Genomic DNA, 15239 nt, shown 5'->3' on the forward strand with positions numbered 1-15239 from the left:
TCTTGCTTGCGCTCTCGCGGGAAGGGCCGGCGATGATGACATCGTAAGCAGACACGTCGTCGGGGTGAATACCCAAAAATCGCGGATTATTGCCCGATTCTGTGGAGGCTCGTGCGTGGGAGTTCGCGCGTCAGAGCACCGGCATCTCGCCCCGAAGCCGCCCCGACAGCCCGGTCATGTCCGCGCCCGACGGCGCCTGATAGAGCCGCAGCCCCATCTCCGGCAGGATCGACAGCAGATGATCGAACACGTCGCCCTGAATGCGTTCGTACTGTGTCCACGCGGTCGTCGCGGTAAAGCAGTACACCTCGACCGGAATGCCCTGCGACTCCGGTTCCATCATGCGCACCATCATCGCCATGTCCTGGCGGATCTCGGGATGCCGCTGCAAATAAGCCAGCCCATACGCGCGAAACGTGCCGATGTTGGTGAGCCGCCGCCGGTTCGCCGGCTCGCTCGCCAGTTCGCCCAGGTTGCGGTTCGCCTGCTCGACTTCGGTCTTCTTCTCCGCCAGATAGTCGTGCAGGAAGCGAAAGCGCGTGAGGCGCTCGGTTTCCTCTTCGGTAAGAAAACGCACGCAGGTCGCGTCGATGCGCAAGGTGCGCTTGATCCGCCGTCCGCCCGATTCGAACATGTGGCGGTAATTGCGGTAGCTTTCGGAGAAGAGCTTGTAGGTCGGCACGGTCGTCACCGTGTTGTCCCAGTTCTGCACCTTGACCGTATGCAGCGCGATGTCCTTTACGAAGCCGTCCGCGTTCGACTGCGGCATCTCGATCCAGTCGCCGATGCGCAGCATGTCGTTCGACGTCAGCTGCGTGCTCGCGACGAGCGACAGCAACGTGTCCTTGAAAACGAGCAGCACCACGGCCGACAGCGCGCCCAAGCCGGAGAGCATCCAGAGCGGCGAGCGGTCGATCAGGATCGACAGCACCAGCACGACGCAGACGAGCGCGAGCGCCAGCTTGCCGATCTGGATGTAGCCCTTGATCGAGCGCGTCTTCGCTTCCTTGCTCGACGCGTAGACGTCCTGCCACGCGGAGAGCGCGCTGCCCGCCGCGAAGAACACGCAGACCCACGCGAGCGCATGCGCGAGCCGCTCGGCGATGCCCGCCGCCTGCGCGATGTGCGGCACCTCGCCGATCCCGAGCGCGACCGTCGCGAAGGGCACCGCGTACCAGAGCCGGTGATACGCGCGATGCCGCGCGAGCGCTTCGTCCCAGGCGCCGTGGCCCGCCAGCACGAGCAGCCGGTGCGCGAAATACAGCACGATCCGCGCGACCACCCACTGCGCAAACAGCGCGACCGCGACGAGCGCCAGCAGGCCGACGGCGAACTGCGCCCAGGGATGCGTGGGAAGGTGCTGCTGCAACTGATCGGCGAGGACGTCGAGGTTCATGCGGACGAAGTCGTGAAAGGGCGAGCCGTATTGTGCATCAAGCGGGTGCATCGGGCGTCGCATCGTCGGTGCGGGGCCGCATTGCTGCAGAGCGTCTCATCGGAAACCCGCAGTTGATGAAAATGAATTTTTTTTGGCGGGCGTTTTGGGTAAACATAGTTTCATTACATTTTCCCCAAGGGCGCTCTTGCGCGTATGGCCCGTCCGTCGTCCACCCTCGCGCCGCCTTCGGGCGACGAGTTGATCTCCGTGCGCATCGCCTCCGCCATGCCCACGCTTACGCCGATTCACCGGCGCATGGGCGCGTTCGTGCTGGCGAACCTGTTCCGCTCGGCGACGATGCGCATCGACGAACTGGCGAGCGCCGTGGGCGCGTCGGTGGCGACGGCGAACCGCTTCGCGCGCGCGCTCGGCTTCGACGGCTATCCGGCATTTCGCGAGGCGCTCGTGCGCGGCTTCGAGGCGACCATCGCGCCGGTCGAGCGGCTGCGCACCGCGCTGGAGTCGCCCGCGAGCGGCTCGCAGGTGTTCGATGCGTCGCTCGAACAGGCGGCGTCCAACTTGCAGATGACGCGCGCGGCGATCGACGGCGGCATCGCGGAGGCTCTGGTCGACGCGATTCTGGAGGCGCGGCGCGTCTTCGTGCTCGGCTACGGCGCGAGCGCGTTTCTCGCCGGGCTGATGGAGCATGGCCTCACGCCGTATTGCGCCAACGTGCAGTCGCTTGCGTTGATGGGCGGGCCGTCGCACGCGGCCCGGCGGCTCTTCAACGCGTCGCCGGGCGATTTGCTGATCGCGATTGCCTTCCCGCGCTACGTCGACGATACGATCGAACTCGCGCGTCTCGCCGCCGGCCACGGCGTGCGCGTGGTCGCGCTGACCGACGGCGCGGCGTCGCCGCTCGCGCAGGTCGCGGATCTCGTGCTGACGATCCGCACCGAGCGGCGCCTCGCCGCGAATTGCGACACGGCGGTGCTGGCCGTCATCGAAGCGCTGTGCGACGCGGTCGCGCAGCGGGCGAAGCGCTCCGTCGAAGCGGCTTCGGGCCTGACCGAATTCGTGCTGCCGTGGCTCGTGAAGCCCGCGATGCACATCCCGGCGTCACCTAAAACCGAAGACACCAAGACATGACTTCAAAAGCCGTCATCGCGATCCACGGCGGCGCGGGCACGATCCTGCGTTCGGCGTTGAGCATCGAAGCTGAGTCGGCGTATCACGCCGCGCTGGAAGGCATCCTCGAAGCGGGGCAGCGCATTCTCGCCGATGGCGGCAGCGCACTCGACGCGGTCACCGAAGCGGTGCGCCTGCTCGAGAACTGTCCGCTCTTCAACGCGGGCCACGGCGCCGTTTTCACGTCGGCGGGCACGCACGAACTCGACGCCTCCGTGATGGACGGCGCGACGCTCGAAGCCGGCGCCGTGTGCTGCGTGACGCGCGTGAAAAACCCCGTGCTCGCCGCGCGCCGCGTGCTCGACAAGAGCGAACACGTGCTCTTCACGGGCGAGGGCGCGGAAGCGTTTGCGGCGGCGCAGGGGCTCGAATTCGTCGATCCAGCGTACTTTCATACCGAAGCGCGGCACCGGCAATGGCTTAACGCGCGCGGCATGCAGGGCACGATGCTCGACCACGACGCGGCTTCGATGGACGCCCGCGATGAAGGCCCGAACGAACCCATCGATCCCGACAAGAAGTTCGGCACGGTCGGCGCCGTCGCACTGGATGCGCACGGCCACGTCGCGGCGGCGACCTCGACGGGCGGCATCACCAACAAGCAGCCGGGGCGCGTCGGCGATGCGCCGCTGATCGGCGCGGGCTGCTACGCGAACGATGCGACCTGCGCCGTCTCGACCACCGGCACCGGCGAGATGTTCATGCGCATGCTGGCCGCCTACGACGTGTCGGCGCGCATGGAGTATCGCGGCGCGACGCTCGAACAGGCGGCGGCCGAAGTCGTGACGGAACGGCTGCCGCGCATTGAGGGACGCGGCGGCCTGATCGCCGTCGATGCGAAGGGCAACGTGACGCTGCCGTTCAATACGGAAGGCATGTACCGCGGATTCGCGCGCGTGGGCGAAACGCCCGTGACCGCGATCTATCGCTGAAGGAACATACGATGCCTGCCATCCAGACGCTGCCGCCGTCGCGCGTGATCGAAGTGAACGACCTCTCGGTGACATTTCGCGCGGGCGCGAAGCTCGTCGAAGCGGTGAAGCATCTTTCGTTCACCGTGGACCGTGGCGAAACGCTTGCTATCGTCGGCGAGTCGGGTTCGGGCAAGTCGGTGACATCGCTTGCGCTGATGCGGCTCGTCGAACATGGCGGCGGCAAGATCGCGTCGGGCAGCATCGCGTTCAGGCGGCGCAACGATCAGATGCTCGACCTCGCGAGCGTCTCGAACGCGACGATGCGCTCGATTCGCGGCGCCGACATCGCGATGATCTTCCAGGAGCCGATGACCTCGCTGAACCCGGTGTTCACGGTCGGCGACCAGATCGCCGAAGCGATCGCGCTGCATCAGCACAAGAGCCGCAGCGAGGCGCGCACCGAAGCGCTGCACCTGCTCGATCTCGTGCGCATCCCCGAGTCGAAGCGCGTGTTCGCGCGCTATCCGCATCAGTTGTCGGGCGGCATGCGCCAGCGCGTGATGATCGCGATGGCGCTCTCGTGCAAGCCCGCGCTTTTGATCGCCGACGAACCGACCACCGCGCTCGACGTCACGATTCAGGCGCAGATCCTGCAACTGATCCGCGGCCTGCAGGACGAAATGAACATGGGCGTGATCTTCATCACGCACGACATGGGCGTGGTGGCGGAAGTCGCGGACCGCGTGCTCGTGATGTATCGCGGCGAGAAGGTCGAGGAGGGCGCATCGGACACGCTCTTTGCCGCGCCGAAGCATCCGTACACGAAGGCGCTGCTCGCCGCCGTGCCGAGGCTGGGCGCGATGCACGGCACCGATCGTCCCGCGAAGTTTCCGATCGTCGAAGTGGAAGCGCCTGACGTCGCGCCCGACGATGCGAGCGCGCTGCGTCCTTCCGCGGCGGTGGAAGCGCAGCATCAGCCGGCCGTCGATACCGCGGCCGCGCCGATCCTGCGCGTGCGCGATCTCGTCACGCGCTTTCCGGTCAAGAGCGGTCTCTTTGGCCGCGTGACGGGCGCGGTGCATGCGGTCGAACGCGTGAGCTTCGACCTGCGTCCGGGCGAAACGCTGGCGCTGGTCGGCGAATCGGGCTGCGGAAAGTCGACGACAGGCCGCTCGCTTCTCAAGCTCGTGGAAAGCCAGAGCGGCTCGATCGAATTCGATGGACGCGACATCAGCACGCTCGCCGGTCCGGCGTTGCAGGCGTTGCGCCGCAATATCCAGTTCATCTTCCAGGACCCGTTCGCGTCGCTCAATCCGCGTCTAACGGTCGGGTTCTCGATCATGGAGCCGCTCCTCGTGCACAACGTCGCAAAGGGCAAGGAAGCCGAGGCGCGCGTCGAGTGGCTGCTGGACAAGGTCGGCTTGCCGGCGGAAGCGGCGCAGCGCTATCCGCATGAATTCTCGGGCGGCCAGCGTCAGCGCATCGCGATTGCGCGCGCGCTCGCGTTGAACCCGAAGGTCGTGATCGCCGATGAATCCGTGTCCGCGCTCGATGTCTCGGTGCAGGCGCAGATCGTCAACCTGATGCTCGATTTGCAGCGCGAACTCGGTGTCGCGTATCTCTTCATCTCGCACGACATGGCGGTGGTCGAGCGCGTCAGCCATCGCGTCGCGGTGATGTATCTCGGACAGATCGTCGAGATCGGTCCGCGTCAGGCGGTGTTCGAAGCACCGCGTCATCCATACACGCGAAAGCTGATGAGCGCGGTGCCCGTCGCCGATCCCGCGCGCCGGCACGCAAAACGCATGCTCGCCGCCGACGAGATTCCGAGCCCCATCCGCAAGCTCGGCGACGAGCCCGTCGTCGCGAAGCTGGTCGCGGTCGCGCCGGATCATTACGTTGCCGAGCATCATGTCGGCGGGGCTTATTGATAACAAGCTTGCAGTGCACCTCCAGCGAACCATAACGTCAAGCCAAGGAGTCCACGATGTCGCTCTCGAAGTCAGGTCCGAAGTTCAAGCTGTTGCGCTTGCGTGCGCTGGTCGCCGCGAGCGCGAGCGCCTGCGTCCTCACGACGCTCACCGCGATGCCCGCTCACGCCCAAACCACGGCGGTGATGGCGGTCGCCTCGACCTTCACGACGCTCGATCCCTACGACGCGAACGACACGCTGTCGCAAGCGGTGGCGAAGTCCTTCTATCAGGGCCTGTTCGGCTTCGACAAGGACATGAAGATCGTCAACGTGCTTGCCACGAGCTACGAAGCGAGCCCCGATGCGAAGGTCTACACGATCAAGCTGCGCACCGGCGTGAAGTTCCATGACGGCACCGACTTCAACGCCGAGGCGGTGAAGGCCGTCTTCGACCGCGTGACCGATCCGGCGAACAAGCTCAAGCGCTACAACCTCTTCAACAAGATCGAGAAGACCGAGGTGATCGACCCGCAGACGGTGAGGATCACGCTGAAGATTCCGTTCTCGGCGTTCATCAACGTGCTTGCGCATCCGTCGGCGGTGATGATCTCGCCCGAGGCGCTGAAGAAGTACGGCAAGGACATCGCGATGCATCCGGTCGGTACGGGTCCGTTCGAATTCGTCGAATGGAAGCAGACCGACGACCTGAAGGTGAAGAAGTTCGCGGGCTACTGGAAGAAGGGCTATCCGAAGATCGACATGATCGACTGGAAGCCGGTGGTCGACAACAACACGCGCGCGGCGCTCATGCAGACGGGCGAAGCGGACTTCGCGTTCCAGGTGCCGTTCGAGCAGGCGGCGGCGCTCAAGTCGAGCCCGAAGGTCGATCTGATCGCGGCGCCATCGATCATCCAGCGCTACATCAGCATGAACATGCTGCAGAAGCCCTTCGACAACCCGAAGGTGCGCGAGGCGATGAACTACGCGATCAACAAGGAAGCGCTCGTGAAGGTGGCGTTCTCGGGCTATGCGATGCCGGCTGAAGGCGTCGTGCCGCAGGGCGTCGACTACGCGGTGAAGACGGGGCCGTGGAAATACGATCCGGCGAAGGCGCGCGCACTCCTGAAGGAAGCGGGCTATCCGAACGGCTTCGTAACGGAACTGTGGTCGGGTTATAACCACTCGACCGCGCAGAAGATCATCCAGTTCGTGCAGCAGCAGCTGGCGCAGGTCGGCGTGAAGGCTTCGGTGCAGGCGCTCGAAGCGGGCCAGCGCGTGGCGAAGGTCGAGAGCGCGCCGGACCCGGCCACCGCGCCGATCCGCATGTATTACATCGGCTGGTCGTCGTCGACGGGTGAAGCCGACTGGGCCATCTCGCCGCTGCTCGCGAGCGCATCGTTCCCGCCGAAGCTGTCCAACACGGCGTACTACAAGAACGAAACGGTCGATTCCGACCTGGCGAAGGCGCTCGCAACGACCGACCGCAACGAGAAATCCGCGCTCTACGCCGATGCGCAAAAGCGCATCTGGGCCGATGCGCCGTGGGTCTTCCTCGTCACGGAGAAGGTCGTGTACGCGCGCAGCAAACGCCTTTCGGGCGCGTATGTGATGCCCGACGGCTCGTTCAGCTTCGACGAAATCGCCATCAAGTAACTGCCGATGGCCGGGCGTCATGTGTCGATGACGCCCGGCCAAACCGACCCGACTCATGCTGACCTTTCTCGCCAAACGCCTGCTCGGATTGCTGCCGACGCTCCTGATCGTCGCGGTGCTGGTGTTCCTGTTCGTGCACATGCTGCCGGGCGATCCGGCGCGTCTTGCCGCCGGCGCCGAAGCCGACGAAGCGACGGTCGCGCTCGTGCGCGCGGACCTCGGTCTCGACAAGCCGCTGCCGCAGCAGTTCGTCAACTTCTTCAAGAAGGTCGTGCAGTTCGACTTCGGCACGTCGACGCGCAGCAAGCGCGCCGTCAGTACCGAGATCGCTGAACGTTTCATGCCGACGCTCTGGCTCACCCTCGCGAGCATGGTGTGGGCGGTGATCTTCGGCATGACGATCGGCATCGTCTCGGCGGTGTGGCGCAATCAGTGGCCCGATCGAATCGGCATGACGCTCGCGGTGTCGGGCATCTCGTTTCCCGCGTTCGCGCTCGGCATGCTGCTGATGGAGATCTTTTCGGTGAAGCTCGGCTGGCTGCCGATTGTTGGCGACGGCTCGTGGCAGAGCTATATCCTGCCTTCGATCACGCTCGGCGCGGCCGTCGCTGCGGTGATGGCGCGCTTCACGCGGGCGTCGTTCGTCGAAGTGATGAACGAGGATTTCGTGCGTACCGCGCGCGCGAAGGGCGTGCACGAACCGGTCGTCATCATCAAGCATTGCCTGCGCAACGCGATGATTCCCGTCGTCACGATGATGGGCTTGCAGTTCGGCTTTCTGCTCGGCGGCTCGATCGTCGTCGAGAAGGTGTTCAACTGGCCGGGGCTCGGGCGCCTGCTCGTCGATGCCGTCGAGATGCGCGACTATCCGGTGATCCAGGCGGAGGTGCTGCTGTTTTCGCTGGAGTTCATCGTGATCAACCTGATCGTGGACGTGCTGTACGCCGTGATCAATCCGACCATCCGCTTCAAGTGAGGCCCGCATGAGCGTGACCGCCAACACAGCCAAGGCCGCCGCGATAGCGAGCCACGAGATCCGCACGCCGTGGAGCGAGTTCTGGCGCAAGTTCAAAAAGCAGCCGGTCGCGCTTGCCGCGGGCGTGTTCGTGCTGCTGCTGATCCTGATCGCGATCATCGCGCCGTACATCGTGCCGTACGACCCGGAAAATTTCTTCGACTACGACGCACTCAACGCAGGACCGTCGGCGGCGCACTGGTTCGGCGTCGATTCGCTCGGGCGCGACATCTTCAGCCGTATCCTCGCGGGCAGCCGCATTTCGTTGTCGGCGGGGCTGCTGTCGGTCGTGATCGGCGCGATCATCGGCACGTTCTTCGGGCTGCTCGCGGGCTACTACGAAGGATGGTGGGACCGCATCGTGATGCGCGTCGCCGACGTGCTGTTCGCGTTCCCCGGCATTCTGCTTGCCATCGGCGTGGTCGCGATTCTCGGCAACGGCATGATCAACGTGATCTGCGCGGTCGCGATCTTCAGCATTCCGGCGTTCGCGCGACTCGTGCGCGGCAACACGCTCTCGCTCAAACATCTCACGTATATCGAAGCCGCGCGCAGCATCGGCGCGTCGGACTGGACCATCATCGTGCGGCACATTCTGCCGGGCACGATCTCGTCGGTGGTCGTGTACTTCACGATGCGCATCGGCACCTCCATCATCACCGCTGCGAGCCTCTCGTTCCTCGGACTCGGCGCGCAGCCGCCGACGCCCGAGTGGGGCGCGATGCTCAACGAGGCGCGCGCCGACATGGCGATGGCGCCGCATATCGCCGTGTTTCCGAGCCTCGCGATCTTCTTCACGGTGCTTGCGTTCAACCTGCTCGGCGACGGTTTGCGCGATGCGCTCGATCCGAAGCTGGACCGGCCATGATCGCCGGGCCTCATATCGGATCGCTGACCGCCGGGCCGCTCGGCACGATCGCGGACGTGGCGGGTGTGACGGTCGGGCATTGCACGCTCGATGAAGGCGCGGTGCAGACGGGCGTCACGGTCGTGCGGCCGCATGACGGCGACCTCTATCGCAGCAAGGTGCCGGCCGCCGCGAGCGTGATCAACGGCTTCGGCAAAAGTATCGGACTACTACAGATTAATGAACTGGGCGTGCTCGAAAGCCCGGTTGCGCTGACCAACACGTTCGGCGTCGGCACGGTGGCAAACGCGCAGATTCGCGATGCCATCGAAGCCAATCCGTCGATCGGACGAGACTGGCCGACCGTCAATCCGCTCGTGTTCGAATGCAACGACGGTTATCTCAACGACATTCAGGCGCTGGCGGTTCAGGAGTCGCATTACCGCCAGGCGCTGCATGCGTGCGATGCAGGTTTCGAGCGCGGTTCGGTCGGTGCAGGTCGCGGAATGTCGTGCTTCGGCATGAAGGGCGGTATCGGATCGGCATCGCGCGCAGTGCGTATCGCCGGCCGCGAATTCATGACCGGCGCGCTCGTGCTCGCGAACTTCGGCCGTCTGCCGATGCTTGCGCTCGGCGGTGTCGCGCTCGGGCGGAGCATGACGGCCTCTGACGCGCAACAGCCCGAGCAAGGCTCGATCATCATGATCGTCGCCACCGACGCGCCGCTCGACGCACGCCAGTTGCGCCGCATTTCACTGCGCGCTGCCGCCGGCCTCGCGCGCACGGGTTCGGTGTACGGCCACGGCAGCGGCGACATCGCGCTGGCATTCACCACGGCCTGGACGGTCCCGCATCTCGCGGACTTCGTTCCGGTGCCCGCGTTCGTTGCCGACGCGCGACTCGATCCGCTCTTTCAGGCCGCGGCAGACAGCATCGAGCAGGCCATCGTCGATGCGCTCTTCAGCGCTGAACCGGTGACCGGCCGCGACGGCAACCGCCGCCTTTCGCTCAAAGACATGCAACCATGAAAGTACTGATCTCGGCGGACATCGAGGGCGTCGCGGGCGTGTTTCATCCCGAGCAGACGCGCGCGGGCAACGCGGAATACGAACGCGCGCGCCGCTGGATGACGCTCGAAGCGAACGCGGCTGTCGAAGGCGCTTTCGCGGGCGGTGCGACGCAGGTATGGGTCAACGATTCGCACGGCGGCTTTCGCAACCTGCTGCCCGATCTGATCGACGCGCGCGCGGGCATCGTGCTCGGCAAGCCGCGCACGCTCGGCATGATGGCCGGACTCGAAGACGAACCCGAACTCGTGTTCATGATCGGCTATCACGCGCGAGCGCAAAGTCGCGGCACCCTCGCGCATACCATCAACAGCTTCGCGTTCGCGCGCGTTTCGCTCGATGGCGAGGAAGTCGGCGAGGCAGCGCTCTATGGCGCGCTCGCCGAGGAACGCGGCGCGCGCGTGGCGCTCCTGAGCGGCGACGACGTATTCGTCGAAGAGACACGGCCCGCGTTTGCCGATGCGCGCTTCGTGACGGTCAAGACCGCGCACGGCTATTCGAGCGGCGTCACGCAATCGCCTGCCAGCGCCTGCGAGACGATCCGGCGCGCGGCGGCCGAGGTCGTCGAGCAAGCGCCGCACGCGCGCCTTCACAAGCTCCCTAAGCCTGTGCACTGCGAACTGCGCGTGCAGACCACTGCGCTTGCCGATCTCTTCTGTCAGTGGCCGACGCTCGAACGCATCGACGGCGTCACGCTTGCGTTCGATACGCCGTCGGTCGAACATGCGGTGCGCGTGCTCAACAGCCTCTCGGCGATGTCGTTCATGTTGAGGTGAAGACGCGCGCCTTCGTCTATCATGGAGTCGTGCATCGGATCAATGGTGCGAGGTACGCCATGCGCAAGATCAAACTCGAACACAACGACGATACCGCACTCGATCCCGCTTGCCCTGAACTCGTGACGCGCGGATCGCTTTTCATCGACGGCCGCGATGCCGGATGGTGGGAACAGCGGCACGACGGGACGTGGATCGCGCATGTCAGGCATACTGCGCACGACGTCGTCGAGACGAGCAAGGAGCGCCTCATCGCACGCCTTGCATGCGACGCATAGTCCTTCCACATCACTTTCGTTTTCGTTCATGTATCTGTCGATCATCGCCGTGGGTCTTGGCGGCGCGCTCGGCTCCCTGCTTCGCTGGGTGCTCGGGCTGCGCCTCAATGCGCTGTTTCCCAACCTGCCGCTTGGCACACTCGCCGCCAACGTGATCGCCGGCTATGTGATCGGCATTGCGGTCGCATGGTTTGCGCGCTTTCCGGACATTTCGATCGAATGGCGCCTCTTTGTGATCACCGGCCTGATGGGCGGCCTGTCCACGTTCTCGACCTTCTCGGCCGAAGTAGTCGCGCATCTTCAGCAAGGGCGCTTCGTCTGGGCAGCGGGCGAGATCGCGATCCACGTGACAGCTTCGGTCGTGATGACCGTGCTCGGCATTGCGACCGTTTCACTTGTGCGCTAAGCCGTGATCGAAGTCAGACCATATCGGCCATCGGATCTCGACGCGATCATCGACCTGTTCCTGCGCTCGGTTCGTGAGGTCGCCGCGCGTGACTACGACCGGTGGCAGGTCGATGCGTGGGCGCAGGCGGATCGCGATGAATGGTCCGTCAAACGCATGAGCCGGCCGACCTGGGTCGCGATGAGCGGCACATCGCTTGCCGGCTTCGCCGACCTCGAAAGCGACGGCCATCTCGACATGATGTTCGTGCATCCCGCGCATCAGGGCGCGGGTGTCGCGAGCGCGCTCTTGGCGCAAGTCGAAGCGAGCGCGCGTGAACGGGGCATCGCGCGACTGCACGCGGAGGCGAGCATCACGGCGCGGCCGTTCTTCGAGCGGCGCGGCTTTCGTGTGATCGCGGCGCAAGTGGTTCACGTTCGAGGCGCGGACTTCAAGAACTTCCGCATGGAGAAGACGCTTAGTCCTTCCCGAACTGCACGCTGACGATCAGTCCGCCGCCCGGCGCTTCGTCCAGCGATATACGCGCGTGATGCACGCGCGCGATCTCGCGCACGATCGAGAGGCCGAGCCCGCTGCCTTCTACGTTCTGCGTCGCCGAACTGCGGTAAAAGCGTTCGAAGACCGCATCGCGTTCTTGTGGCGCGATGCCGGGACCGTTGTCGATCACTTGCAGCAACGGCCCTTCGGCCGCATGCGTCACGCGCACCGTGATGACCGATCCATCGCCCGCATAGCGGATCGCGTTGTCGATCAGATTGCCGCAGAGTTCGCCGAGCAGATCGCGTTGACCAGTCACGTCCACTTTCTCTTCCTGCTCGAAGCCCAGGTCGATGTTGCGGGCGCGAGCGACCGGCGACCAGTCGAGCGTCATGCTGCGCGCGACCTTGTCGAGCGAAACCGGCGCGAGCTTCACCAGATGGCCGCTGTCCGCATCGAGCCGCGACAACGAAAGCAACTGCTGCACGCCTTTGCCCGCCTGCCGCACCGCACCGTTCAGACGCTTCAGATGCAGCCTCGCACGCTCCTCGCGCGCCTCGCGCAGCGCGAGTTCCGATTCGGCCTGGATCACGGCGAGCGGCGTCTTCAACTGATGCGCGGCGTCGGTGAAGAACCGTCGCCGCGATTCCTGCATGCGCCGCAAGCGGCCAATGTATTGATTGATCGATTCGACGAGCGGTTCGACTTCGCTTGGCAGGCCGGTCTGATCGAGCGGGGCGGGATCGTCGTCGGCGCGGGCCGCGACGGTCGCCGACAAACGGCTGAGCGGACGCAGGCCGCGCCCGACCCCGAGCCACACGATGCCGAGCGCAAGGACGATCAGCAACGCTTCCTGCGTGAGCGAGCCGATCAGGATGTCGCGCGCGAGGGCCTGCCTCGGCTCGATCGTCTCGCCGACCATGATCCACACGACACGCGTCTGCGCAGTCGGAACGTCGTGGACTGGCAAGCGCAACGCGCCCATGCGCAGTGGCTCGCCACGGTAGGTCGCGTCGTAGAAGCGCGTCTGATACGGCTCGGGCATCGCGCGCTTCGGCGGCAGCGGCAGGTCCGCATAGCCCGTCACGGCGCGTCCGCTGTCTTCGCGAATCAGATAGTAGATCTTGCCGCCGGCATCGGATTCGAACAGCTCCAGCGCGAGGTACGGCAGATCGACTTCAACCTGGCCGTCGCTGAGGCGGGTGCCTTCGCGGATCGACTTCAGCGAGAACGCGAGCGAGCGGTCGAACGCGACGTGCGCGGCGTTCATCGCGCGCTGGTAGGTGAGCCACGAATCGAGCGCGAGCAGCGCGACGAGCGGCAGCAAGAGCCACAGCGACACCTGCCGCCGCAAGTTCGGTTTAGGCATCCTCGCGCTTCGCTTCGAGCAGATAGCCGAGACCGCGCAGCGTCACGATGGCGACGGTGCACTTTTCCAGCTTCTTGCGCAGCCGGTACACATAGATTTCGATGGCATCGGGATTCACGGATTCGTCGATGCCGAAGATCTTCTCCGAGAGCGTGTCCTTGTTGATCGCGCGGCCGTTGCGCAGGATCAGCACTTCGAGCACGGCACGTTCGCGCGGCGTCAGCGCGAGCGGCTCGCCATCGAGCCGGAAGCTTCGATCGACGCTGTCATACGCGAGCGGCCCGCATTCCACGCGCGTGTGCTCGTGGCCGTGGCTGCGGCGGATCAGCGCGCGGGCGCGCGCTTCCAGTTCGGTGAGTTCGAACGGCTTGGCAAGATAGTCGTCGGCGCCGAGGTCGAGGCCCTTCACGCGGTCCTCGACCGAGCCGTGCGCGGTCAGGATCAGCACGGGCACCGGATTGCGCCGTTGACGCAAACGCCGCAGCACTTCGAGGCCGTCGAGCCGGGGCAGGCCGAGATCGAGGATCACGAGCGCATAGTCCTGCGTGCGTAACACGTGATCGGCGGCTTCGCCGTCATGCATGCAATCGACAGCGAAGCGGGCTTGCGTCAGCGCGTCCGTCAACGACTTCGAGAGGATGGGATTGTCTTCGACTAACAGAACGCGCATGACGGTGACCTAGGGAAATCCATGAGACTAAAACGGCCTGGATAAGCGAAAACCCACGACGAATGAAAGCGGTCAGAAAGCGCTCGCAACTTAACATGCGACTACTCGAACACATAACCATTACAAAGCGAATTCTGGAGGAAGACATGAAAAAATTGAATCCCGTGTTGCGCGCGGCCGCGCTGTCCGCCGCCCTGTTCGCCGCTCATGCGGCTAACGCGCAAGTCCCTGCGGGTTATCCCGGATCGTATCAGTCGGTCATCGACGCCGCGAAGAAAGAGGGCAAGGTGCTCGTCTATTCGGTCACCGACACGGCGCTCGTGCGCCCGCTGATCAAGGACTTCGAGTCGCTCTACGGCGTGAAGGTCGAATACAACGACATGAACAGCACGGAGCTCTACAACCGCTATATCAGCGAGAACGCGGCGAGCAGCACGAGCGCGGACGTGCTGTGGAGTTCGGCGATGGACCTGCAGGTGAAGCTCGTCAATGACGGCCTGATGGCGAGCTACGATTCGCCCGAGACGGCCCAGTTGCCGCAATGGGCGCAGTATCAGAAGCAGGCGTATGGCACGACCTACGAGCCGCTCGCGATCGTCTACAACAAGCGCCTCGTGCCCGCGAACGAAGTGCCGCAGACGCGTGCCGACCTCATCAAGCTCTTGCAGACGCAGGCCGCGAAATTCAAGGGCAAGGTCACGACCTACGACATCGAGAAGTCGGGCGTCGGCTTCAACTATCTCACGCAGGATGCCCGCGTGAACCCGCAGGTGACGTGGCAGCTCGTCGATGCAATCGGCGCGTCGAATCCCAAGCTCCAGTCGAGCACGGGCGCGATGATGGAGCGCATTTCGTCGGGCGAGAACCTGATCGGGTACAACATCCTCGGCTCGTATGCGTTCGCGAAGGCGAAGAAGGACCCGTCGATCGGTTATGTCTATCCGAAGGATTACACGCTGGTGGTGAGCCGCCTCGTGACGATCTCGAAGAAGGCGAAGAACCCCAACGCGGCGAAGTTGTGGGTCGACTATCTGCTGTCCAAGCGCGGCCAGACGCTGCTCGCCAATCAGGCCGACCTGTTCTCGATCCGCTCGGATGTCGAGGGCGAAACGTCGATGGCGGGTCTCACGAAGCAACTCGGCGATTCGCTCAAGCCGATCCCGATCGGCACGGGTCTGCTCGTCTATCTCGACCAGAGCAAGCGGCTTGAATTCCTGAAGAAGTGGCAGCAGGCGATCAAGCGCTAGAGCCTTTACGAGCCCGCGCGTAAAGCGCGGGCCACTCCCGTA

General features: G+C 64.7%; 15 protein-coding genes. 12 read left to right on the plus strand and 3 right to left on the minus strand.

Annotation, left to right across the window (positions count from 1 at the left end; translation table 11 throughout):
* Window positions 1–130 precede the first annotated feature (130 nt).
* Window positions 131–1396, minus strand: coding sequence for a mechanosensitive ion channel domain-containing protein (locus QCE48_RS23080; RefSeq protein ID WP_309782421.1), 1266 nt, complete (start codon window positions 1394–1396; stop codon window positions 131–133).
* Window positions 1397–1591: 195 nt separating this feature from the next.
* Between QCE48_RS23080 and QCE48_RS23085 the strand changes: the two genes are divergently transcribed.
* From QCE48_RS23085 to QCE48_RS23135, 11 genes are read left to right on the plus strand one after another with little or no spacing between them, the layout of a single operon-like run.
* Complete coding sequence (locus QCE48_RS23085; protein WP_309782423.1) at window positions 1592–2527, plus strand: MurR/RpiR family transcriptional regulator; 936 nt, start codon at window positions 1592–1594, stop codon at window positions 2525–2527.
* On the plus strand, window positions 2524–3498 hold the full coding sequence (locus QCE48_RS23090; protein ID WP_309782425.1) for an isoaspartyl peptidase/L-asparaginase: 975 nt from the start codon (window positions 2524–2526) through the stop codon (window positions 3496–3498). Before QCE48_RS23085 ends, QCE48_RS23090 begins: the two co-directional genes overlap by 4 nt.
* A gap of 11 nt (window positions 3499–3509) precedes the next feature.
* Window positions 3510–5411 carry a dipeptide ABC transporter ATP-binding protein gene (locus QCE48_RS23095; protein ID WP_309782427.1) on the plus strand — a complete coding sequence of 634 codons (1902 nt, stop codon included), beginning with the start codon at window positions 3510–3512 and terminating at the stop codon, window positions 5409–5411.
* 56 nt (window positions 5412–5467) lie between these two features.
* Window positions 5468–7045 carry a glutathione ABC transporter substrate-binding protein GsiB gene (gsiB, locus tag QCE48_RS23100; protein ID WP_309782429.1) on the plus strand — a complete coding sequence of 526 codons (1578 nt, stop codon included), beginning with the start codon at window positions 5468–5470 and terminating at the stop codon, window positions 7043–7045.
* Between the two features lie 55 nt (window positions 7046–7100).
* Entirely contained in the window at window positions 7101–8021 is a 921-nt protein-coding gene (gene gsiC, locus QCE48_RS23105; RefSeq protein ID WP_309782430.1) for a glutathione ABC transporter permease GsiC, read from the plus strand.
* 7 nt (window positions 8022–8028) lie between these two features.
* Window positions 8029–8928, plus strand: coding sequence for a glutathione ABC transporter permease GsiD (gene gsiD, locus QCE48_RS23110; RefSeq protein WP_309782431.1), 900 nt, complete (start codon window positions 8029–8031; stop codon window positions 8926–8928).
* Window positions 8925–9935, plus strand: a complete 1011-nt coding sequence (locus tag QCE48_RS23115; protein WP_309782432.1) for a P1 family peptidase — start codon at window positions 8925–8927, stop codon at window positions 9933–9935. Before gsiD ends, QCE48_RS23115 begins: the two co-directional genes overlap by 4 nt.
* Window positions 9932–10750 (plus strand): M55 family metallopeptidase, encoded by an 819-nt coding sequence (locus QCE48_RS23120; protein ID WP_309782433.1) that lies wholly within the window; start codon window positions 9932–9934, stop codon window positions 10748–10750. The genes QCE48_RS23115 and QCE48_RS23120 overlap by 4 nt, the downstream gene beginning before the upstream one ends.
* Before the next feature lie 59 nt (window positions 10751–10809).
* On the plus strand, window positions 10810–11028 hold the full coding sequence (locus QCE48_RS23125; RefSeq protein WP_309782435.1) for a hypothetical protein: 219 nt from the start codon (window positions 10810–10812) through the stop codon (window positions 11026–11028).
* 28 nt (window positions 11029–11056) lie between these two features.
* A complete protein-coding gene (gene crcB, locus QCE48_RS23130; protein WP_309782437.1) occupies window positions 11057–11434 on the plus strand; it encodes a fluoride efflux transporter CrcB in 378 nt (125 codons plus the stop codon).
* Window positions 11435–11437: 3 nt separating this feature from the next.
* Complete coding sequence (locus QCE48_RS23135; RefSeq protein WP_309782439.1) at window positions 11438–11917, plus strand: GNAT family N-acetyltransferase; 480 nt, start codon at window positions 11438–11440, stop codon at window positions 11915–11917.
* Here QCE48_RS23135 and QCE48_RS23140 read toward each other — a convergent pair.
* Both QCE48_RS23140 and QCE48_RS23145 read right to left on the minus strand, forming a co-directional pair.
* Window positions 11892–13280, minus strand: coding sequence for a sensor histidine kinase N-terminal domain-containing protein (locus QCE48_RS23140; RefSeq protein ID WP_309782441.1), 1389 nt, complete (start codon window positions 13278–13280; stop codon window positions 11892–11894). The two genes, QCE48_RS23135 and QCE48_RS23140, sit on opposite strands and share 26 nt — an antisense overlap.
* Entirely contained in the window at window positions 13273–13950 is a 678-nt protein-coding gene (locus tag QCE48_RS23145; protein WP_309782443.1) for a response regulator, read from the minus strand. The genes QCE48_RS23140 and QCE48_RS23145 overlap by 8 nt, the downstream gene beginning before the upstream one ends.
* A gap of 146 nt (window positions 13951–14096) precedes the next feature.
* Here QCE48_RS23145 and QCE48_RS23150 point away from each other — a divergent pair, with 146 nt between their 5' ends.
* Window positions 14097–15197: an ABC transporter substrate-binding protein gene (locus QCE48_RS23150; protein WP_309782445.1), complete on the plus strand. Its 1101-nt coding sequence runs from the start codon at window positions 14097–14099 to the stop codon at window positions 15195–15197.
* Window positions 15198–15239 lie beyond the last annotated feature (42 nt).

Source organism: Caballeronia sp. LZ024 (assembly GCF_031451455.1).
In the GTDB taxonomy this organism is placed as follows: domain Bacteria; phylum Pseudomonadota; class Gammaproteobacteria; order Burkholderiales; family Burkholderiaceae; genus Caballeronia; species Caballeronia telluris.